Origin of the sequence: Micromonospora sp. NPDC085948 (assembly GCF_040686315.1) — a bacterium.
GTDB lineage: Bacteria > Actinomycetota > Actinomycetes > Mycobacteriales > Micromonosporaceae > Micromonospora.
On record NZ_JBFBJW010000023.1, the window covers coordinates 46,833 to 67,530 of the forward strand.

The window sequence follows — 20,698 nt, forward strand, 5'->3', positions numbered from 1 at the left end:
GGCAGCGGCTCGGCCCGGCAGGCCCTGCAGCGGACCGGCGAGGGTGGCGGGTACGCGGGGCCGGGGGATCTACGCGGTGGGGGTGGGCGTCTTGTTGGCTGCGGCCGACACGGCGAGCATCCGCGCGAACAGTTGCGCCGTGCGGGTGCCCGCCATGCCCGTTGCGCTGAATCGGCGGGTGGCTCCGTCGGCGCACTCGACGGTCACGGTGACTCGCCCGTCGATGGCGTCACTGCGGGCGAAGGTCACCTCGGCCGCACTCAGGCTGTGTGTTGATCGACGCTCGGTGCGCCAGACGAGGATTCCTGCGGCTGCGGCACCCACGGCTCCGGCGACGACGAGGGTCACGGCGGTGGCTGTCAGCCAGAGGCCGACGGGTTCGTTGACGGCGTGGGTGACGCCGTTGCCGACCGCCGCAAGGCCCAGGCCGATCAGCACCGACCCGGCGGACCAGCGCAGCAGGCGCCGCCAGCGCGTCGAGGCCGGCGTGATAAAGACGGTCGTGTCGTCCAGGCGCAGGCTGGCGGTCTGGCCGGTCTCGAGGGTCACGGGGAATGCCTTCACTCCGCTACGGTATGTCATCGCTGGTCGGGTTGAGTCCCCGGTCGCCCTGGTGAGGTGGCTATTGTGGCGGCATGTCGGCTTGGCTCAGACCGCGGTGGTTGCTCGGTCATCTGGTCATCGGTGTGGTCGCTGCGGTGTGCCTGCGGTTGGGCTGGTGGCAGTGGCAACACGCGCTCCAGGGCAGCGGCCGCAGCTACGGGTACGCGTTGCAGTGGCCGCTGTTCGCCGCCTTCGGCGTGTTCTTCTGGACGCGGGTGGTGCGGGAGCGGCTGAGCCGCGAGACCCGCACGTCCGCGGCGGACCCCTCGACCCTCGCGGCGACTGTCGGGTATTCCTGGTCGTTTCATCGCAGCGAAACGGACGCGGCTCTGGTGGCGCGGTCGGCGCCGAACGATCCCCTTCAGCACGACGAGGACGACCCGGACGCCGCCGCCTACATGCACCGACTGCGGTGGCTCAACGCCGACCCGCGCCGGCGCCTGTCGGACTATCCCGGCGTCGACGGGAGCTGATCCCGCCCGCACCATCGACGCTTGCCCGGTGGTGGCGGACAGTCAGGTGCCGCCACGACGGCGGTGCGGCCGGGCGTTCCTCCCGTACCCGCGGGGGAATGCGCGGGCAGGCGGCCGAGGTGTCCGGCATGTCGGTGCGCCCGGGGCGACACTCCCTGTGGAGGCGACTCGCCGACAGGGCGAATCGGGTCATTGCGCGTAGGCGAGGGCACCTCCCGGGACCGGGACGCGACGAGCCGCGCACGCGCTGCGCGCGGTGGCGCGAAATCCTGTCGGCGCAGCTGGACGGCGAGGCGACGGGCGCGCAGGGGACCGGCGTGGGCAGGCACCTCGATGCGTGCCCGGACTGCCAGCGGTGGCACCGTCTCGCGGCCGAGGTCAGCCGGCGCCGTCGAACCCGACTGGTGACACCACCTCCCAAGCCGACGGTGCCTCGCCGGCGGGTGAAGCCCGCCCGCCGGCGGACGGCGGGCGTGCTGCGTGCGGCGCTGGGAGCTCTTGGGGCGGCGCAGGTGCTGCTCGGGCTCGCCCAGGTCGGGCGCGGCGCCGCCGATGGGCATCTGACCGGCGGGCAGCATCTGTGGCACGAGTCCGCAGCCTGGAATCTCGCTGTCGGCGCCGGGTTCGTTGTTGTCGCGCTGCGACGGTCCGCGGCGGCCAGCATCGTGCCCATGCTGACCGTGTTCGTCGCCATGCTCGTCCTGCTGTCGGTCAACGACCTGCTCACCTCGGCGGTGTCGATGCAGCGTCTGGCCAGCCGCGCGTTCTTGCTCACCGGCTACGCCATCACCCTGCGTCTGTCGAGGGTCGAGTGGCGCGGCGACGGGCCGCTGGCGTCGCAGCGACAGACATGGTCACGGTGGTGGACGCACCAACACAACCGAGAGCAGCCCGCGCCACTGCGGCTCGTGCCAGCGCCCACGCAGCCGGCGGGTGCGGGCACCCAAGCACCGACTGAGCCTGGCCCGCCACACGTGGCGCGACATTTCCACAACGTCAGAGACATCCGCTTAGGTAGGGACACCGGAGGACAGATGCGCACAGCAGCGCCGGGCGGGGAGCAGCGCCGGGCAGGATCGCAACCGGCAGAGGTGATCGTCGTACGGCCCCGCCGACTCAGGTGGATCAGCCTCGCCGCGGCCGCCGTGATCCTCGGGCTCAACGCCTTCGCGGGAGTGACGCTCAGCGGCACGACCTCCAACGGTGGCACTCTGTTTCCCGCCGACCAGTGGGCGGTGGCGGGCGCCGGCGCGGTCTTCGCCGCACTGGCCCTGGTGCCCTGGCGATTGCGTGTGGAGGCGGAAGCCGACCACATCCGGGTGCGCAACCTCCTCGGTGACCACACGATCCCCTGGGAGTTGGTGGACCGGGTGCGCTTCGACCGTAAGGCGCTGTGGGCGTCTCTGGAGTTGACCAACGGTGAACCGTTACCCCTGTTCGCCGTGCAGGTCATCGACCGCGACGAGGCGGTGGCAGCGGTGCGACGCCTGCGCCAGCTTCATGCCGTTGGGCGTGCCCAGGATCCCGGTGCCAACGAGGTGCCGGCAGGTGGTCCGCCACCACCGGTCGGCTGAACTGGCAGCCCGGAGTCGACGCGCCTTGGCGCAAGGCGGTCCCCACGCGGATCCGTGCCAAAGAAGCGATTGAGCCGGGGCAACGGGGGCGGAAATCACCCCGGTTGCATTCATTGCAATGTGAGCATACTTTGGCTGCCGGCGAGGATCAGGGAGGGATCGGGCGATGGGCGCTGGACACGACCACGGCCAGCAGGTGATGCGGGCAGGCGAAAAGCACAAGGGTCGGCTCTGGGCGGCGTTCGGTCTGCTGCTCGCGTTCATGCTGGTTGAGGCGGTCGCGGCGTGGTTGACCGGTTCGCTCGCGCTGCTGTCCGACGCCGGGCACATGTTCACCGACGTCCTGGGCATCGGTATGGCCCTGGCCGCGATCACGGCGGCGAGCCAGGCTTCCCGCGATGGGCAGCGCACCTTCGGCCTGTACCGCACGGAGGTTCTCGCCGCGCTGGCCAACGCGGTGCTGCTGTTCGGAGTGGCCATCTACGTGCTCGTCGAGGCGATTCGCCGCTTCGCCGAGCCGCCGGAGGTTCTCGCCGGGCCGATGCTGGCGGTGGCCGTGGCCGGCCTGCTCGCCAACGTGGTGGCGTTCCTCCTGCTGCGCTCCGGGTCGCAGGAGAGCCTCAACGTGCGCGGCGCCTACCTGGAGGTCCTCGGGGACCTGTTCACCTCGGTCGGGGTGATCGTCGCCGCCGGGGTGATCGCGCTCACCGACTGGTGGTACGCCGACCCGATCATCGCGGTGGCGGTGGGCCTGTTCATCCTGCCGCGGACCTACCAGCTGGGCCGGGCCGCCGTGCGGGTGCTCGTGCAGGCCGCGCCGCCGCACCTGGACGTCGCCGCCGTGCGCGACGGGCTACGCGCCGTCAACGGGGTCGCCGACGTGCACGACCTGCACGTGTGGACGTTGACCTCGGGGATGGACGTCGCCTCGGCGCATCTGATCCTGGACCGTGACGCCGACCTGGCCGAGGTGCTGACCGCCTGCCGTCAGCTACTGCACGACCGATTCTCGATCGACCACGCGACCCTGCAGGCCGAGCCGGCCGACGCCGACGGCGTCTGCGACGGAAGCGAATGGTGATGGTTTATGGGGAACTATCCGGCAGGTGGCGGCGACTACCTGACGAACTGTCGGCAATTCAGGGAGTCTCGGTGAACCGCCCACAACTTTTCGGGTCTTTGGTCCGCTTCGGGGTGGCGGTGTGTGCCACGGTCGCCGTTCTGCTGGTGCCTGCCGCGCCGGCCTGGGCACACAACGCGTTGCGGGAAGCCAGCCCGACGGCCGACGCCCAGGTCGCGTCGGCGCCCGTACGCGTGGACCTGACCTTCGCCGAGCGCCTCGACCCGCAGTTCACCACGATCGCGGTCACCAGCGCCGACAAGCAGCGGGTGTCTGCCGGGAAGCCAACCGTGTCCGGCACCCGCGCCACCCAGCCACTGGCCGCAGATCTGGTCGCGGGCACGTACACGGTGGCGTACCGGGTGGTCTCCGTCGACGGGCACCCGGTGCAGGGCTCGTACACCTTCACCGTCACCACATCGTCCACCCCCGCACCGTCGGCCGCCTCCTCCGGATCGCAGGCACCCACCTCGGTACCGACGTCGGAGTCCAGCCCATCGGCGGCTGTACCGTCGCCCGCCGCTGGTAGCGCAAGCGGGGATGACGGCGGCGCGTCGGGCGTCGGGATCGTCGTGGCGCTGCTGGCCGCGTTCGCCCTGGGGCTGGGGCTGCTCGTGTGGCGGCGGGTAGGACGGCGATGAACCTGACAGCTGTTCTGCGCCGGCCGGTCCTGGTGCCGGTCGGGGGAGTGCTGGTCGCGGCCGGTGTCGGCGCGGCGCTGCTGTGGTGGGGTGGCGGGGCGGTCCCGCAGACCGCGCCCGGACTGCCCGACCCCGGTGCCGCCACCGCCTGGTTGCTGCCGACCGCGCGTCTCGGGATGCAGGTTGGCGCGGTCACCACGGTGGGGCTGCTGCTCGCCGCTGCGCTGCTGTCGCCCCAGGAGGAGGGCGGGAGCCTGTCCGCGTTGGGCTACCGGCGGCTTCGCGCCGCGGCGATCAGCGCCGCGCTGTGGTCGATCGCGGCCGCGGTGGCGGTCTGTTACACCCTCGTCGACCTGTTCGGCCTGCCCGCCGCCCAGGTCCTCGCGGTCCGCGCCGTGCTCAACTTCGCGACCACCGTGCCGCTGGGTCAGGCACTTGCGCTCAGCGGGGTGCTGTCCCTGGCCGTGATGATCATCGCGGCGCGGAGCCTACGACCCCGCGGCGCGGTGGTGGCCCTGCCACTGGCCCTCGCGGCGGTCATTCCGCCGGTGTTCACCGGCCACGCCGCGTCGGCGAACAACCACCAACTCGCGGTCTCCGGGCTGCTCCTGCACGTCCTGTCAGTGACCGTGTGGGCTGGTGGACTGCTCGCCCTCGCCGTCACCGCCCGCGGCGCCACCGCCGACCTCGCCGTCGCGGTCCGCCGATTCTCCCCCCTCGCGCTGGCCTGCCTGGTCGCCGTCGGCGCCTCCGGGCTGCTGTCGGCCTCGGTGCGCCTCACCGCCCTGACGGACCTCGTTGACACCCGCTACGGGCAGCTCCTGCTGATCAAGACCGCCGCCCTGGCTGCCATCGCGGTCGCGGGCCTGGTGCACCGCCGCCGGGCGATCCCCGCGTTGAACGCCGGGCGGCGGCTACCGTTCCTGCGGGTCGCGGCCGTCGAGACGCTGCTGTTCGCCGCCGCCGTCGGCACCGCCGTCGCGCTGTCGCGTACCCCCGCGCCCGTCGGCGGCGGCGAGGAGGACCCGGTCACCAGCCTTCTCGGCTTCCCGATGCCACCGCCGATGACCATCGCAACGCTGGCGACGGCGTGGCTGCCCGAACCGCTGATCATCGCCGCCGTCGCGGTCGCCGCCGGTCTGTACGTGGCCGGAGTGTGGCGGCTGCGCCGCCGCGGCGACGCGTGGCCGATAGCCCGCACCGCGACCTGGCTGGCCGGGTGTGCCGTGATCGTCGTGGCCACCTCCAGCGGCCTGGCCCGCTACGGCCCGGTGCTGTTCTCGATTCACATGGCCCAGCATCTGCTGCTGATGATGGTCGCGCCGATCCTGCTCGTGCTCGCCGGCCCGGTCACCCTCGGCCTGCGCGCCCTGCCCCCGTCGACGGACCCGCGCTGGCCAGGCCCCCGCGAGTGGCTGAACAGCGCCCTGCACTCCCGGATCTCGCGGACCGTGACCCACCCGGTGGTGGCGCTGACCCTCTATGTCGTCAGCCTGTACGTGCTGTACTTCACCGGCCTGTACGAGCTGGCCGTCCGCTCACACGCCGCCCACCTGGCCATGGTCGGACACTTCCTCGTCGTGGGCTACCTGTTCTTCTGGGTGGTCATCGGCATCGACCCGGCCCCCCGGCGCGTCCCGCACCCGCTGAAGCTGGTGCTGGTGCTGATCAGCATGGTGTTGCACGCGTTCCTCGGTGTGGCGCTCATGCAGTCCACCACCCTGCTGGCCGCCGACTGGTGGACGGCACTGGCCCGGCCGTGGGGTCCCACCGCTCTGGCCGATCAACGCACCGCAGGCGGGATCGCCTGGTCCTTCGGGGAGCTGCCCACGCTCATCGTCATGGGCGCATTGATGCGGCAGTGGGTTCGTGCCGACGAACGCGAAGCCCGCCGTCGCGACCGCGCCGCCGACCGTGCGGAGGCTGAGGGAAATGAGGACAGTGAACTGGCCGCCTACAACCGCATGCTGGCCGACCTCGCCGAGCGCGACCGCCAGGTCCGCGGCTAAATACGAACTGCGCCAGGACGCGGTCGTCGCCGTGAAGCAGGCTCCGTCGCGGCGGGAATTGGCCGACCGCGCGCAGGCGCCTTCCCGCGAACGGCACTTAGAAACCAGCTGAAGAGCAACCCGAACAACCGAAGGATGAGGACAGTCATGAGGCGGCGGTACTTCTCTCTCGCAGTCACGATGCTCGTCGGCGCCGCGTCCGCGGTGGTGATCGGCACTCCGGCACGGGCACACACCGGCGTCAAGGTCAGTCCGGCCCGAGCCGGCGCGAATAACGCCGTCGTGACGGTCAACGCCGAGGCCGAGTCCGACAGTGCCGGTGTCACCTCGGTGCAGGTGTTCCTGCCCGAAGGGATCACCGCCCAGGACGTCACCCTGCTCAAAGGCCCCAAGGGATGGAAGCTGAGCAGCAAGGCGGCCGACAGCTACACCGTCGGGGGCACGGCCGTGCCCGTCGGTGAGGACGCCGAGCACCAGGTGCGGGTGCGGCAGCTACCGAACGCGCCGCAGGTGTCGTTCAAGATCCTGCAGACCTACAGCGACGGGCGCGTCGACCGGTGGATCGAGGTTCCCAGCGCGGCGAATCCGGAACCCGCCAACCCCGCGCCCACCGTCAAGCTCGCCGCCGCAGCGCCAGCGGCCAACGCGGCGGCCCCTACCACCCCGAGCGCGGCGCCCAGCAGCGCCGCCACCGACGCCCCTGCCACCGACGCCGCCGTCACCGCCTTCCCCTCGGCCAGCGACGAGCCGGCCTCGGGCAACGGTGGGCTCTGGATTGGTGTGGGAGCCGTGCTGGCAGTCCTCGCCGCCGTGGGCGGCGCGCTCTATCTACGGCAGCGCCGCCGCCAGCTGTGACAGGCGCACCCTCGCACCAGCTCCCAGGCGTCGTCGAGGTCGTCGACGGGCCCGCCGTGATCGGCATCGACCGCAGCGCCCTCCAATACGGCGGATAGGATCTCCCACGATGACACGGTGGGAGTCACCGACGACCCGGCGAGCCGCCCAGCACAGCCGGCGGCTCTGCCTGCTCGTGGTCGTCCTCGTCGCGCTTGTCCTCGCCCATCCCAGCACTGACACGACCGCTGCCTCGGGCCACACGCCGTCCGTGACGGCCGACAATGCGATGCTCGCGCACGACGCCCGCGACTGCCCCGAGGAGCGCCGCGGTCACGGCGAGCAGGCGTGCCCAGCACTGTCGTCGAGCACCGCGCCGGTAACAGGCGCGGTCATACCGTCGGTCACGCCGGTGGCCCTCGGCCTCACCCCGACCCCCGTTTCCCGGGTCGGCACCACCCAGGCGGGCACCCACCTGCGTCCTCGCCTGGCGCAACTCGCCCTCTGGCGGACGTAGACCGCTCGACACCGGCGACACGCCCGCGTTCGGACGGCTCAGCCCGTCCCCTCGGCACGCCGGCGCGCCGCGCAACCGCGCACCGATCCGCACGCCCAAACGCCGCGTCAGTGGTCGTCGCACACCCGCAACCCGGCTCCGCCTTGCGCGGATGTCCGGGCCCCGCGGCCGCGACACTGTCGCCTCCAGGACGGGTCGCTCGTGTCCGGCCACAGCGGATTCCCAGCAGCCGACCATCGCGGTCCGGTAAGCCCGGCTTCCTACCAGCGGGTCCGGCCGTGACGCCGCCCACCCGACGACCTCTCACACCCCCGGCTACCGCCCCTTCGTACCCACCACATTCTTGGAGAGACATCGCGATGAAACGCTCGAAGTCTTCAGCCCGCACCCGCCCCGCCAAGGTTCTTCCGGTCCGCCCTGCCCGGCCCTGGGGGGCGATCGCCGTCGTGGCGGCGGTGAGTGTCCTGGTCGTGTCCATCATCGGCTACGCTGCGGTCAGCACCTGGCGGGGCACCCGGCCGTGGGCGGACCGCGTGACTGCCCTGTCCGGTGTGACGGACTACGCTTCGCAGAAGCCGGCATGGTTGACCAGCGAACACAAGAGCGGTCCGCTGACCTACGAGGTGACTCCCTCGGTCGGCGGCAGCCACAACACCGCCTGGCAGAACTGCACCGGCGACGTCTACGACGCGCCGATCGCCGCCGAGCACGCGACCCACAGCATGGAACATGGCGCGGTGTGGGTCACCTACCGGCCCGACCTTCCCGTCGAGCAGGTGCAGCGCTTGGCCGAGCGGGTCCGTGGCGTCGACTACATGATGCTCAGCCCCCACGAGGCGCTCGACGCGCCGATCTCGCTGCAGGTGTGGGGTTACCGCCTCGCCGTCGCCTCTGCCGACGACAAGCAGATCGATGAGTTCATCAAGGGCGCCCGACTCAACGCCGGACCGGAGCAGGGCGCGCCCTGCTCCGGTGGGGTCACTGCCACCGGCACGACGCCCCGTGAGCTGCCCCAGCAGGGCCAGCAGGAGCAGCGATGAGCAACCCTGAGACGCCCTCGTCGCCCCGGGTTTCACCACGGCGGTGGTGGCCGCTCGCCGGAGCCGCTCTTGTCGTGTTCGCCCTGGGACTGGCGGTGGGGCTGCTCGTCCCGGCCGTACGAACACCGGGTGAGGCGTCCGCCGACGCCGGCTTCGCCCGAGACATGGCGACCCACCACGCCCAGGCCGTGGAAATGGCGATGATCGTGCACGCCCGAACCGACGATCCCGAAGTCGCCACCCTCGCCATGGACATCGCCCTGACCCAGCAGGCGCAGATCGGCATCATGCGGACTTGGCTGACCCAGTGGGGTCTGCCACCGACCGGCAGCCAACCGGCGATGACCTGGATGCGTGACATGGCCGGCATGGACCACGGGGACGGGCAGCCGGCCCCCGCGGCGGGCACGATGCCGGGCCTGGCCAGCAAGACCGAGATCAGCCAGCTGCGTGAGAGCATCGGTGCGAACCTGAACATCAGGTTTGCTGATCTGATGGTCCGCCACCACCGGGGCGGGATCACGATGGTCGACGCGATCCTGTCCGCCGACCCCCGTCCGGAGGTGCGCGACCTCGCCACCCGGATGCGTGCCGGCCAGCAGGCCGAGATCACCGTCCTGGAGACGCTGCGCGACCGGCTGCACGCCAGCGCCCCCACCGGTGCGCCCACCGACTGACGTGCCCCCCAGCCCTGTCGTCGCGCCAGCGGGATCCGCCCGGCCCCGCATCTCCGCCTCGGAAGAACAGGCGACCGGCACGACCTCGTTACCTGAGCGGACCAGTCAGCGCCGGCGTTGGTGCCGCCTCGACGCGGACCGCTCGACCGGTCCGCGCTTGTCCGGGCCGGTCGCGCTGGCGGCAGCGCTCGTCGCGGGGCTCACCCTGTGGATCGCTTTTCCGCCGTACGGGCACTGGTGGGCCGCGCCGCTGGGCGTGGCGCTGCTGGCCGTGTCGGTGCGCCAGCAACGTACGGCGGCGGCCGCGGGGCTGGGCGCCGCGACCGGCATGACGTTCTTCGTGCCGTTGCTGAGTTTCACCGGACTGCAGATCGGCTGGTGGCCCTGGCTGCTACTGGCCGGACTGCAGGCGCTGTTCCTGGCCGCGCTGGGGTGCGCCGCCGCATACACCAGTACGCTCGTCGACCGGCAACCGTGGGCGTGGCCGCTGGTAACGGGTCTGCTGTGGACGGTGCAGGAGGCCCTTCGCTCGCGGATCCCTTTCGGGGGATTCCCGTGGGGACGTCTGGCGTTCAGCCAGGCCGACGCGCCGACGCTGCGCTGGGCCGCGCTCGGCGGGGCACCGCTTGTCACGTTCGTCGTGGCGGTCGCGGGCGGACTGGCGGCGATGGTCCTGTGGCGGCTGACCGTCACGTCGCGCTGGTCGGGCCGCGGTGCTGGAGGCGGCGCCGCGGTCCTGGTCGGCGCCGCGAGCGCGGTGATGCTGCTCGGTGGCGTGGTGCCGACACCGGTCGTCGACGGACGATCGGTGGTTGTCGCGGTGGTGCAGGGCAATGTTCCCCGGATGGGGTTGGACTTCAACGCGCAACGCCGTGCCGTGCTGGACAACCACGTCAACGCCACCCTGGATCTTGCCGATGATGTGCGCTCTGGCCGCAGCCCGCGGCCGGACCTGGTGGTGTGGCCGGAGAACGCCTCCGATATCGACCCCCTGATGAACGCCGACGCGGCGACCCGCATCACCGAAGCGGCGCGGGCGATCGACGCCCCTATCCTCGTCGGGGCGGTCCTGCAGGGCCCGCGCCCCGGCACGGTCCGCAACGCGGGGCTGGTGTGGACTGTCGCCGACGGTCCGACCGACACCTACGTCAAGCGCCACCCGGTTCCGTTCGCCGAATACGTGCCGATGCGGAGCCTGGTACGTCGGGTCACCCCGCTGGTGGATCGGGTGCGGGCCGACTTCGTCGCGGGCAGCGACCCGGGACCGCTGATCATCGGTGGTATCCCGGTCGGTGACGTCATCTGTTTCGAGGTCGCCTACGACGCTCTCGTGCGCGACGGCGTGAGTCGAGGCGCGCAGCTGCTGGCCGTGCAGACGAACAACGCCACCTTCAACTATGCGCAGGCCAGTCAGCAGCTGGCGATGGTCCGCCTGCGGGCGGTCGAACACGCCCGTCCGGCGCTGATGGCCTCCACCGTCGGCATCTCCGCGTTCGTCGAGCCCGACGGCACCGCGGTCGATGCCACGGCGATGAACACCTCGGCGGTGCTGGTCCGCGAGGTGCGCCTTGCCTCCGCCCGGACCCTGGCCACCCGACTCGGCCCCGCACCGGAGGCAATCATGGCCTGCGGGGCGCTGATCGTCCTGGCCATGGCCGCGTACTACGACCGCCGGGCCGGCCGACGCGGATCAGGATCGACGCGATCACGGAATTCCCCCTGGGGTGGCCGGTCGGGATGGCCATCGACGGCTCGAGCGCGGCACCACCCGCCAGGGGCCGGGCCGACGACCCCGGACGAGATGAGGCAGGACCGACACCCCGGATCGAACATCATGGCCCTCGCCACGGCGGTCGGCTCCCGTCACCGCCAACAGCGCGGATCTCACGGCGGCACGTCGCGCAGGTGCCGGGTCAGATGCCGATCTGCCCTGGCCCGACCGTGCTCCGCAGCCAGATCATCAAATCACCCCATGCTCCGGTGAGCAGCGCGAGCCCGATCGCGACGAGCAGCGCCCCACCGACGCGGGTGACCCACCGGTGGTGACGGCGTACGAAGCGGGTAAGGGTCAGCGCGCGGCGTAGACCGAGCCCGACGAGCAGGAACGGCAGACCCAGACCGGTGCAGTAGGCCAACGCGAGAACGGTGGCCCGGGTCGCGGTGGACTCCACCGCGGCGAGGCCGAGCATCGCTCCGAGGGTGGGGGACACACACGGCGTCCAGGACAGGCCGAACGTCGCGCCGAGCACAGGTGCGCTTGCCAATCCGGCCGAGGGCAGTCGGGTGGCGCGGACCTGCCGTTGCAGCAGCGGGAACGCCCCGAGGTACCCGGCGCCGAGTAGCACGGTGAGTGCCCCGGCGGCGATCTCGATGGTGCGGGCGTTGGTCACCAGGGCTCGGCCGGCGGCGTTGAACGCCACGGCGACGGTGACGAACACGACGGCGAATCCGGCGATGAACCCGAGCGTGCCGACCACGACCCGACCACGGGCGCGCCGCCGCGTCGCCACGGCAACAGCGCCGGCCGCCGGGTGCGGGGCGGGTTGGGCGGCGGCGTCCAGATCGGCGCCAGCCAAACCGGTGACGTAGGACAGGTAGCCCGGTACCAGGGGCAGGACACACGGGGACAGGAAACTCACCAGGCCTGCCGCTGCCGCGACGGCCATCGCGGCCAGGAGAGGCCCGGACGCGGCGATGGACGCGAACTGTTCGCCCACGTCAACAGGCTCCGGCAGTCGTGCTCGCCATGACGGCCGCTTTGACCAGAACTGGCATGCCGACCTCCCTTATGTCCTGCTCGATGAGACCCGACCGATCCTCTCACGCCGCTACTACCCGCCGTAGTATCGGGTCGCCCCACCGGGGAGCGGCGCGTGCCGTTCTCAGGAATCTGACAGCAAGTCGGTACAGCCGTTTCTGTATCGTCCGGACCGCACGCCGCCACTTATTTGTCGAGCGGGCTGACCGGCGATCCACCGTGGACGAGGACGGGAAAATGACGAGGAACACTCGCTTGACCTTGGCGTTGATCGCGGTGGTGGTGCTCGTGGTCGGTGGTCTGCTGGCCGTCAGCCGGCCCGACCAGCCTCCTGCTGCGACCAGTGATCCTGGCCTGATCGAGTCGACGGTGCTGGTGCGTGAGGACAGCCATCGGCTGTCCACCGCGGCGGACGGCAAGGTGACGCTGGTGGAGTTCCTCGACTTCGAGTGCGAGTCCTGCGCCGCGGCGTACCCGGCGGTCAAGCAGGTTCTGGCGACCTATCAGGGTCGCATCACCGTCGTGGTCAGGTACTTCCCGATCCCGAGTCACCCGAACGCCGAGCTGGCCGCCCGCACCGCTCAGGCCGCCGCGAACCAGGGACGCTTCGCCGACATGTACGCCCAGCTGTTCGAGAACCAGACCAGTTGGGGTCATAAGGAGCAGCCCCAGACGGAGGTGTTCCTGGGCTACGCCCGCACCCTCGGCCTGGACATGCCGCGCTTCGAACGCGATCTCGACGACCCGGCCACTGCGACGCGGGTCGCGAAGGACAAGGCCGACGGCACGGCCGCCGGTGTGCAGGGCACCCCGACGTTCTTTCTCAACGGCCGGCAACTGACCGATCTGCGCGGGCAAGACGACCTCGTCGCCGCCATCGACGGCGTGCTGGCCAAATGAGCGCCGCCACCGTCGACCAGCACACCGAACGGGCTACACCTGAGCACGGTTTCCTGGCCCGGACCACCGCCTGGATCTGCGCGGTCGGTGGCGTTGTCGGGTTGCTCGCCGCCGTGATCCTCATCGTCGAGAAGATCAACCTGCTCGCCGACCCCGACTACGTGCCGAGCTGCAGCATCAACCCCGTCCTGTCCTGCGGTTCGGTCATGGTCACACCGCAGGCCGAGGCGTTCGGGATCCCCAACCCGTTGATCGGCATCGCGGGGTTCGCCGTGGTCGCCACGATCGGCGTCGTGCTGCTGACCGGCGCGCGACTGCCCACCTGGTTCTGGCTGGGACTGCAAGCCGGTGCGACGTTCGGTGTCGTCTTCGTGCACTGGCTGATCTACCAGAGCCTTTACGTCATCGGCGCCCTGTGCCCGTACTGCATGCTCGTCTGGGCCGTCACCATCCCGATCTTCCTGTACGTCACCCTGCGCACCCTGCTTCATCACGGCGGTGCGCTCCCCGGGCCCGTACGGCGGATCGCCGCTGCGGCTGGCACGTACCACAGCCTCATCCTCACCGGCTGGTACGCGATCATCCTGATCGCGATCCTCAACCGCTTCTGGGAATACTGGATCACCCTCATCTAGCCGTCCGCTGCCGTGCATCCCTGCGGCGGCGGCCGAGAAACCGACCGCCGCCGCAGGCCCAGTCACCGGTTGTCGGTGGTGCAGCACCCGTCGGTGCATTCGCCGGCGTCGCCGGTGGCGGGGGAGCGCAGGGCGGCGCCGGGGGCGCAGCAGGCGTCGCCGCGCCAGGCTTCGCGGCCTTCCTTCACCGCTACCGCGGCGATGATCAAAGCAGCGGCGGGGTCGGCCCACCACCAGCCGAACAGCGAGTTGACCGCCAACCCGACCAGCAGCACCGCCGAGAGGTACGTGCACAACAGGGTCTGCTTGGAGTCCGCGACGGCCGACGCCGACCCGAGTTCGCGTCCCGCACGCCGTTGCGCGGCCGACAGGACCGGCATCACCGCCAAAGACACCGCTGCCAGGATCAGGCCGATCGTGGAGTGCTCCGCGCGGTCGGCGCCGACGAGCGCGCGCACCGACTCGACGGACACGTAGGCGGCCAGAGCGAAGAACGACAGCGCGATGATCCGCAGCGCGGCGCGCTCGCGGCGTTCGTGGTCGGGGCCGGAGAACTGCCAGGCGACAGCGGCGGCCGACGCCACCTCGATGACGGAGTCGAGCCCGAACCCGATCAACGCGGTCGAGGACGCCATCGTCCCGGCGCTGATGGCGATGACCGCCTCGATCACGTTGTAGGTGATCGTCGCGGCGACGAACAGACGCACCCGCCGGATCAGGGTCGACCGGCGCGCCGGTGACGGGCCGAGCGCCACCACCGGCAGAGGTGCGCCCATCAGCAGCACCCTGCGGATTCAGCGGCCGGGCAGGCGGCCGGATCGACGGCCAAAACCAGGCCGAGCAGATCCCCGAGGGCGTGCGCGAGGCGGGCGTCGGCCAGTTCGTAGCGGCTGCGGCGGCCTTCGGGTACGGCGACGACGAGGCCGCAGCCGCGCAGGCACGCCAGGTGGTTGGACAGGTTCTGCCGGCTGGTGCCCAGCAGGTCGGCGAGCTCGGCCGGATAGCCGGGCCCGTCGCGCAGCGCGAGCAGGAGCCGGGCGCGGACCGGGTCGGACAGGGCGTGACCGAAGCGGGCAAGGACCTGCCCATGCGTGAGCGTCTCCACCCCACGACCATACATCAGTGAGTGAATAAACAGAATGCTGAACTGTTTGCTCGCGAGTCTTGACGAGGCCCGATCGACTCATTTTAGTATGCGCATGTGAGCATGATTCTTGGGATGATCGACGGGTGCGGCGCTGGCGGCACCGCGAACACGCTGCAGGAGGTTCACTGATGGGGCACGACCACGGCCACCGCCATCAGGTGACGGCGACCGGGCAGCACCGTCGAGCCCTGGCCGGCGTGCTCCTGGTATCGGTGGTGATCTTCGCTGTCGAAGTCGTCGGCGCGGTCATCACCGGCAGCCTCGCGCTGCTCGCCGACGCCGGGCACGTCCTCGCTGACGCCGGCGGAGTCGCCCTCGCTCTCGGCGCCGCCATGCTCGCCGCCCGCCCGGCGACCGGGCGACGCACCTTCGGTTGGGCGCGGGCGGAGATCCTCGCCGCCGCCGTCAACGGTCTGATCCTGGCGGGGATGGGCGTCTACGTCTTCGTCGAGGGTGTCCGGCGTCTGTTCGAACCGGTCGACGTGCAACCCGCCGGGATGGCCGTCTTCGCCGCGATCGGCCTGGTCGGCAACCTCGTCGGAGTGGCGTTGCTCTACCGAGCCCGCGCCGCGAGCCTCAACATGCGCGGCGCGTTCCTCGAGGTCGCCACCGACACCGCCACCTCCGTCGGTGTCCTCGCCGCCGCCGCGGTCATCGCGCTGACCGGCTTCACCCGCGCCGACGCGATGGTGTCCCTGCTCATCGGCCTCGTCATCGCCCCACGGGCGCTGCGCCTGCTGCGCGAGGCGGTCAACGTCCTGCTCGAAGCCGCCCCCGCCGAGGCCGACCTCGAACAGATCCGCCAGCACATCACCGACGTCGACCACGTCCTGAGCGTGCACGACCTGCACGTGCACACGGTCACCTCAGGACTGCCCGTCCTCACCGCGCACGTCGTGGTCGACGACTCCTGCTTCCACGACGGCCACGCCCCACAACTGCTCGACGCCCTGCAAACCTGCCTGGCCGGGCACTTCGACGTTGAACACTCCACGTTCCAACTCGAACCGGCCAGCCACGCCGAGCACGAACACCCCACCCACCCCTAACCCCATCGCGCCACCGCACCGCCGGCCGCCCGAGCAGCGGCCGGCAGATCCCGCACGCCCTCAACCACCCCTGAACGAGAGGCAGCCACCCATGACCGCGACAACCGGGCCGCGACACCGATGGGCCCTGGCCGGACTGACCGTCGCCGTCGTCGCCATCGGCTTCGACATCACCATCCTCAACGTCGCCCTACCGACCATCGCCACCGACCTGAACGCCAACACCAGCGCACTGCAATGGATGGTCAACGCCTACGTGCTGCTCTTCGCCGGCCTGCTGCTGCCCTTCGGCGCGCTCGCCGACCGCTACGGCCGCCGCCGCGGCCTGCTCCTCGGCCTGGCCGTCTTCGCCGCCGCATCCGTCGCCGCCGCCTGGGCCGACACCACCACCCAGGTCATCGGGGCCCGCGCCGGACTCGGCGTCGGCGCCGCGCTCATCATGCCGACCACCCTCGCCTCCCTCACCGCCCTGTTCACCGGCGCCGACCGCGCCCGCGCGGTATCCGTGCTCGTCTCCGGCATGGGCGTCGGCATACCGCTGGGCCCCATCATCGGCGGCTACCTCCTCGAGCACTTCTGGTGGGGCACCATCTTCCTGATCAACCTGCCCATCGTCGCCCTCGCCGCCATCACCGTCGCCGTGTTCCTGCCTGAGTCCCGCGACCCCAACCCACCGCGCCTAGACCCGGCCGGCGCCGTCCTGTCCACCGCCGGGTTGGTCGCGTTCGTCTACGCCGTCATCGAAGCTCCCGAGCGGGGCTGGACCGCGCCCACCGTCATCGCCGCGCTGATCGCCGCCGCGATGCTGATCACCGGATTCACCTGGTGGGAGCTGCACCACCGGCAGCCCATGATCGACCTACGGCTGTTTCGCAATCGACAATTCCGGTGGGGCTCCATTAACGCCACCCTCGCTAGCTTCGCCCTGTTCGGACTGCTGTTCGTCGCACCCCAGCACCTCCAGTTCGTCCTGGGCTTCGACGCCCTCGACAGCGGGCTGCGACTGCTGCCACTCATCGTCGGCCTCGTCGCCGGCGCCGGCATCGCCACCCGCCTCGTCGCCCGCATAGGTCACCGCGCGCCGATCGTCGTCGGGCTCGTCGTCACCACCGCCGGACTGCTCATCGGCGCCCTGACCACCACCGCCAGCAGTTACGGGTTCATCGCGACCTGGTACGCGATTGTCGGTCTCGGCATCGGCGCCACGCTCGCCCCGGCGATGGACGCGGTGCTCGCGGTTATGCCACCCGAACGCTCCGGCGCCGGTATCGCCATCACCATGACCATGCGTCAAATCGGCGGAGCCCTCGGCGTCGCACTCCTGGGCGGCCTGCTGTCTGCCACCTACCGTGACCGCATCGACACTACCGGCCTACCTGCGCCAACCGTCGACGCCGCGACACAATCGATCGCCGGGGCGATGGCCGTCGCGCACCGTCTGGGCCTCCCGGCGCTCGCTGACAGTGCGGACCGCGCCTATGTCGACGCCACGGTCTACGTCCTCCTCGCCTCCGCGGCCGTCACCGCGCTCGGTGCCGTCGCGGCAATGCTGTTCATGCCTGCCCAAGCAAGCGAGCGCCCGACCAATAACTCCCTCGATCTGGTGACCAGGTAGATGTCAGCGGGGTTAGCCTGGCAACTGCCACGGTCCCCAGCAGACCTACAGCTTCGGTGACCACATGCCCCTTTCCCTCCCCGAGACGGTCACAGGTCCACTCACAAGGCGGTCCTGGGCTACCGAGTCCGCCGCCCCCTCTACATCTAGCTCGCCGAGGTCGAGGACCGGACCGCGACGCGCGACGTGGCACGCCTAGTTCAGCAGGGCCTCCTGGAAGCACGAGGCGAGAGGCGGGCCGACAATACGTTGCAGGCGCAGCGCTGAACGAGGTCCGGGACGGCGGCTGATGGCGCCAATCCGGGCACGGATCGCCTCTAATGCCCTCGTGCGCTTCTGCGCCGTGCCCTCTGGTGAGAGCGCTGCCATACCCTCGCTGGCCGACGACCTACGGTCCCGGTCCGGATCGCCGTCGCGTACTTGATCATCTGGTCGTAAAGCTCGGCGATGAGGTCTTAGGCGGATCCCGCGGCCCATCATCGCCGCCGCCAGCTGTGCCCAGGCCAGGACCGCGCCCGGGGCCCGGTCGGTACAGCTTGACGTGGTTGAACCGCTTGCGCCGCAGCCGGTGCACACCGCGTCCAAGCTCGGTGGCTATCGCCTATCGACTGGCACGCATGGATGGCTGATGCGTGCCTCAGCGGCGTCGTGCTGAGGCGATGAACAGCGGAATCGCGAGAAACAGCCTGCCTTCTTGCGCTCGTCGAGCCTGATCGGCAGTCCACGCCCCGTGCTGCTCGCGGGTGATCGCTCCGGTCGCGCGCGCGGCGTCGGCGAACCCGCTGAGAAGCGGCAGCATCATCGCGTCTGTGAACACACCGGTGTGCACCTCAACAGCGGTATCGACAAAGCCAACCTCCAGCATCAGGTTGCGGTAACGGCGAGCCACCCGAGGGTTCGTGACCATGTCAGCGCGGGCATGCACGATCGTGCGGGTCAGCGCCGGGTCATCCGCGTCAATGACGAAGGTATCCCAGTCCTGTCCAACCAGGACGATACGGCCGCCTGGGGCAAGGACGCGCCGCGCGTCGGCGAGCGCCCGGCCCGGGTCAGCCAAGTTGTGGAAGACCTTGTCCGCCCGGTATCCGGCCACAGCGGCGTCCGGCACCGGCAGCGCGCACGCGTCGCCGATGCGGAAGTCGAGCTCGGGCCAGCGCCGCCGGGCCAACGCGATCATGTCTTCACTGAAGTCCACACCGATCGGTCGCGCATCTCGTTCGCCGAGTTCGGCAACCGCGCGGCCAGTACCGCATCCGACGTCAACGACGGCAGCGGCCGTTGGCAGTGCGAGCAAGTCGAAGGTGCGGGCACGCAGCGCAGCGGCGCCGGGCGGCGCGTCGGCGACATCGAGCAGCCGGATCATCGATGCGATGTCGGTCTGCCGGGCGGAATCAGGGCTCGTTGACATGCGCACCACGCTGCTACTTAATGTCGACGTGAAGTCAACCGCCAATCCTGGCTCGATGAGCATCGGCGAGACCGCTCGCCTCTTCGGTCTCGCCCCGCATGTGTTGCGCCACTGGGAGTCCGTAGGGCTGTTATCACCGTCGCGTGCGGTGGCCGGCCGTCGCCGCTACGGCCCGGACCACCTCTACCAGATCGCGGTCATCCTGCGGGCAAAGGAGGCCGGGATCGCCCTGGACGACATCCGGCAGATGTTCGTCGCGCAAAACCCAACACAGCGCACAGCTACTCTGCGGCGGCACCGGGCCGACCTGGCCAAGCGCATCGCGCAGGCCCAGGCATCGCTGGAACTGATCGACTGCGCACTCGCCTGCGAGCACGACGACATAACCGGATGCCCGCACTTCCAGGAGATGGTGGCCGAACGCATTGGTCTCGCCCCGCCCGTGTGAGCCTCATCTAGCCGTAGCGCTGGTGCAGTTGGATGCTGAAGGAGAGTCGATGCTCGAACCTCCACTGATCGAGCGTCGGGCCCGGCTGGTACGGCTGCTCGCTGGCGCCTCGCCGCAGCTCTCGATCAACCCGCCCACCAAGATCGTCCGAAGTCACAGTGAACCTCCGGGCCGACCGCCATCGCGTCGAGGGCGCTGCCGGGATGGCTGACCGGCCCTCGCGCCCGCATCGCAGCCCGACAACCGGTACCGGTGTTTGCGCTGGCACGACACCGCCTACGCCGTTCTTCTCCGGCCTTCGCCATCTCCGACTTCACCCCGCCACCCCCTCCGACCGTGGCTGGCTTTGCTCTCGCCGTACGCCTTTCGGGGATCGGCCGGTGGGGGACCGGTGCGGCAGTGACGAGCCCTTGGCCGGCCGCTACCCCCTCGGCCCGATCCGGCCGTCGCCGCCGGGACCCGCCCGCCGCCCGTGAGGCTGGCGATCCCGGCGGCCACCGCCACGACCTCAGGTGCCGGGCTGCGCCTTCTACGCCACCGGCACGGCGGTAGCCGGTCACCTCGAGCTCTCACCCGGCCTCCGGCCCGAGATACGACTGGGCGGTGGCGTGCCGAGCGCAGGGACCTGAGCGAGAATGGGCCAGTTCGGACTCTGTGCAACCCTGGAAGGACCGTCCCTTGGCCGGTGGACTCGTAGCCCTGCTGGATGACGTGGCGGTGCTGGCTCGCGCCGCTGCCGCGTCGATCGATGACATCGGGGCGGGCGCCGCGAAGGCCGGCGCCAAGGCTGCGGGCGTCGTCGTCGACGATGCTGCCGTCACGCCGCAGTACGTGCGGAGCCTGGCGGCCGAGCGCGAGTTGCCGATTATCAAGCGCATTGCGTTGGGGTCGCTGCGCAACAAGTTCTTCATCATCCTGCCGGTGGTGCTGCTGCTCAGTCAGTTCGTGCCCTGGCTGCTCACTCCGATCCTCATGCTCGGCGGCGCCTACCTCTGTTATGAGGGCGCGGAGAAGGTGTGGGCCAAGATCGCCCATCACGATGCCCACGGCGCGGGCGAGGAAGAGGTGCAGGACGAGACGGCACTGGTGTCCGGGGCGGTACGAACCGACCTGATCCTCTCGGCGGAGATCATGGTCATCACTCTTAACGAGGTCATCGATGAGGCGTTCTGGTCCCGCCTGGCGATCCTGGCTGTCGTCGCCGTCGTCATAACCGTCCTGGTGTACGGCGTGGTGGCCCTGATCGTAAA

At 70.5% G+C, this 20,698-nt stretch carries 20 protein-coding genes and 2 pseudogenes; 17 read left to right on the forward strand and 5 right to left on the reverse strand.

Translation table 11 applies throughout. The features are described 5' to 3' along the window. Window positions 1-69: 69 nt before the first annotated feature. Window positions 70-564 (reverse strand): hypothetical protein, encoded by a 495-nt coding sequence (locus tag AB0O48_RS33725; RefSeq protein WP_365069945.1) that lies wholly within the window; start codon window positions 562-564, stop codon window positions 70-72. A 71-nt stretch (window positions 565-635) separates the two neighbouring features. Here AB0O48_RS33725 and AB0O48_RS33730 point away from each other — a divergent pair, with 71 nt between their 5' ends. The 11 genes and pseudogenes from AB0O48_RS33730 to lnt all read left to right on the forward strand — a co-directional run. Then, entirely contained in the window at window positions 636-1,076 is a 441-nt protein-coding gene (locus tag AB0O48_RS33730) for a hypothetical protein (RefSeq protein ID WP_365069947.1), read from the forward strand. A gap of 128 nt (window positions 1,077-1,204) precedes the next feature. Beyond that, window positions 1,205-1,417: pseudogene (locus AB0O48_RS33735) on the forward strand (zf-HC2 domain-containing protein); the annotation flags it as partial. 63 nt (window positions 1,418-1,480) lie between these two features. Further along, on the forward strand, window positions 1,481-2,650 hold the full coding sequence (locus AB0O48_RS33740) for a PH domain-containing protein (protein ID WP_365069991.1): 1,170 nt from the start codon (window positions 1,481-1,483) through the stop codon (window positions 2,648-2,650). A gap of 166 nt (window positions 2,651-2,816) precedes the next feature. Then, entirely contained in the window at window positions 2,817-3,731 is a 915-nt protein-coding gene (locus tag AB0O48_RS33745; RefSeq protein ID WP_365069949.1) for a cation diffusion facilitator family transporter, read from the forward strand. Window positions 3,732-3,802: 71 nt separating this feature from the next. Continuing rightward, a complete protein-coding gene (locus AB0O48_RS33750; protein WP_365069951.1) occupies window positions 3,803-4,411 on the forward strand; it encodes a copper resistance protein CopC in 609 nt (202 codons plus the stop codon). Then, entirely contained in the window at window positions 4,408-6,420 is a 2,013-nt protein-coding gene (locus AB0O48_RS33755) for a cytochrome c oxidase assembly protein (protein WP_365069953.1), read from the forward strand. Before AB0O48_RS33750 ends, AB0O48_RS33755 begins: the two co-directional genes overlap by 4 nt. A 147-nt stretch (window positions 6,421-6,567) precedes the next feature. Next, window positions 6,568-7,275: a DUF1775 domain-containing protein gene (locus tag AB0O48_RS33760; RefSeq protein WP_365069955.1), complete on the forward strand. Its 708-nt coding sequence runs from the start codon at window positions 6,568-6,570 to the stop codon at window positions 7,273-7,275. Between the two features lie 109 nt (window positions 7,276-7,384). Continuing rightward, entirely contained in the window at window positions 7,385-7,771 is a 387-nt protein-coding gene (locus AB0O48_RS33765; RefSeq protein WP_365069957.1) for a hypothetical protein, read from the forward strand. Between the two features lie 359 nt (window positions 7,772-8,130). Continuing rightward, on the forward strand, window positions 8,131-8,811 hold the full coding sequence (locus AB0O48_RS33770) for a DUF3105 domain-containing protein (RefSeq protein ID WP_365069958.1): 681 nt from the start codon (window positions 8,131-8,133) through the stop codon (window positions 8,809-8,811). Next, on the forward strand, window positions 8,808-9,488 hold the full coding sequence (locus tag AB0O48_RS33775; protein ID WP_365069960.1) for a DUF305 domain-containing protein: 681 nt from the start codon (window positions 8,808-8,810) through the stop codon (window positions 9,486-9,488). Before AB0O48_RS33770 ends, AB0O48_RS33775 begins: the two co-directional genes overlap by 4 nt. A gap of 157 nt (window positions 9,489-9,645) precedes the next feature. Further along, window positions 9,646-11,148: pseudogene (gene lnt, locus AB0O48_RS33780) on the forward strand (apolipoprotein N-acyltransferase); the annotation flags it as partial. 253 nt (window positions 11,149-11,401) lie between these two features. Here the strand turns inward: lnt and AB0O48_RS33785 are convergent. Then, window positions 11,402-12,205 (reverse strand): cytochrome c biogenesis CcdA family protein, encoded by an 804-nt coding sequence (locus tag AB0O48_RS33785; RefSeq protein ID WP_365069962.1) that lies wholly within the window; start codon window positions 12,203-12,205, stop codon window positions 11,402-11,404. Between the two features lie 278 nt (window positions 12,206-12,483). Between AB0O48_RS33785 and AB0O48_RS33790 the strand changes: the two genes are divergently transcribed. Both AB0O48_RS33790 and AB0O48_RS33795 read left to right on the forward strand, forming a co-directional pair. Then, the gene (locus tag AB0O48_RS33790) at window positions 12,484-13,146 is read left to right on the forward strand and encodes a thioredoxin domain-containing protein (RefSeq protein ID WP_365069963.1); all 663 of its coding nucleotides are present in this window, start codon (window positions 12,484-12,486) and stop codon (window positions 13,144-13,146) included. Further along, window positions 13,143-13,781: a vitamin K epoxide reductase family protein gene (locus AB0O48_RS33795; RefSeq protein ID WP_365069965.1), complete on the forward strand. Its 639-nt coding sequence runs from the start codon at window positions 13,143-13,145 to the stop codon at window positions 13,779-13,781. Before AB0O48_RS33790 ends, AB0O48_RS33795 begins: the two co-directional genes overlap by 4 nt. Window positions 13,782-13,843: 62 nt before the next feature. On the opposite strand, the gene AB0O48_RS33800 is transcribed toward AB0O48_RS33795, so the two are convergent. Together AB0O48_RS33800 and AB0O48_RS33805 are read right to left on the reverse strand one after the other, a co-directional pair. Then, window positions 13,844-14,557 carry a cation transporter gene (locus tag AB0O48_RS33800; RefSeq protein WP_365069967.1) on the reverse strand — a complete coding sequence of 238 codons (714 nt, stop codon included), beginning with the start codon at window positions 14,555-14,557 and terminating at the stop codon, window positions 13,844-13,846. Beyond that, a complete protein-coding gene (locus AB0O48_RS33805; RefSeq protein ID WP_365069969.1) occupies window positions 14,557-14,901 on the reverse strand; it encodes a metalloregulator ArsR/SmtB family transcription factor in 345 nt (114 codons plus the stop codon). Before AB0O48_RS33805 ends, AB0O48_RS33800 begins: the two co-directional genes overlap by 1 nt. A 155-nt stretch (window positions 14,902-15,056) precedes the next feature. Here AB0O48_RS33805 and AB0O48_RS33810 point away from each other — a divergent pair, with 155 nt between their 5' ends. Together AB0O48_RS33810 and AB0O48_RS33815 are read left to right on the forward strand one after the other, a co-directional pair. Beyond that, window positions 15,057-15,977, forward strand: a complete 921-nt coding sequence (locus tag AB0O48_RS33810; protein WP_365069971.1) for a cation diffusion facilitator family transporter — start codon at window positions 15,057-15,059, stop codon at window positions 15,975-15,977. Between the two features lie 91 nt (window positions 15,978-16,068). Further along, complete coding sequence (locus AB0O48_RS33815) at window positions 16,069-17,592, forward strand: DHA2 family efflux MFS transporter permease subunit (RefSeq protein WP_365069973.1); 1,524 nt, start codon at window positions 16,069-16,071, stop codon at window positions 17,590-17,592. 637 nt (window positions 17,593-18,229) lie between these two features. Here the strand turns inward: AB0O48_RS33815 and AB0O48_RS33820 are convergent. Continuing rightward, window positions 18,230-19,000: a methyltransferase domain-containing protein gene (locus tag AB0O48_RS33820; RefSeq protein WP_365069976.1), complete on the reverse strand. Its 771-nt coding sequence runs from the start codon at window positions 18,998-19,000 to the stop codon at window positions 18,230-18,232. On the opposite strand from AB0O48_RS33820, the gene AB0O48_RS33825 reads away from it, so the two are divergent. Together AB0O48_RS33825 and AB0O48_RS33830 are read left to right on the forward strand one after the other, a co-directional pair. Beyond that, window positions 18,999-19,448 carry a MerR family transcriptional regulator gene (locus AB0O48_RS33825; RefSeq protein WP_365069979.1) on the forward strand — a complete coding sequence of 150 codons (450 nt, stop codon included), beginning with the start codon at window positions 18,999-19,001 and terminating at the stop codon, window positions 19,446-19,448. The genes AB0O48_RS33820 and AB0O48_RS33825 overlap by 2 nt on opposite strands. 678 nt (window positions 19,449-20,126) lie before the next feature. Then, window positions 20,127-20,698 (forward strand): DUF808 family protein (locus AB0O48_RS33830; protein WP_365069982.1); only part of this gene is annotated, 572 nt, incomplete at its 3' end.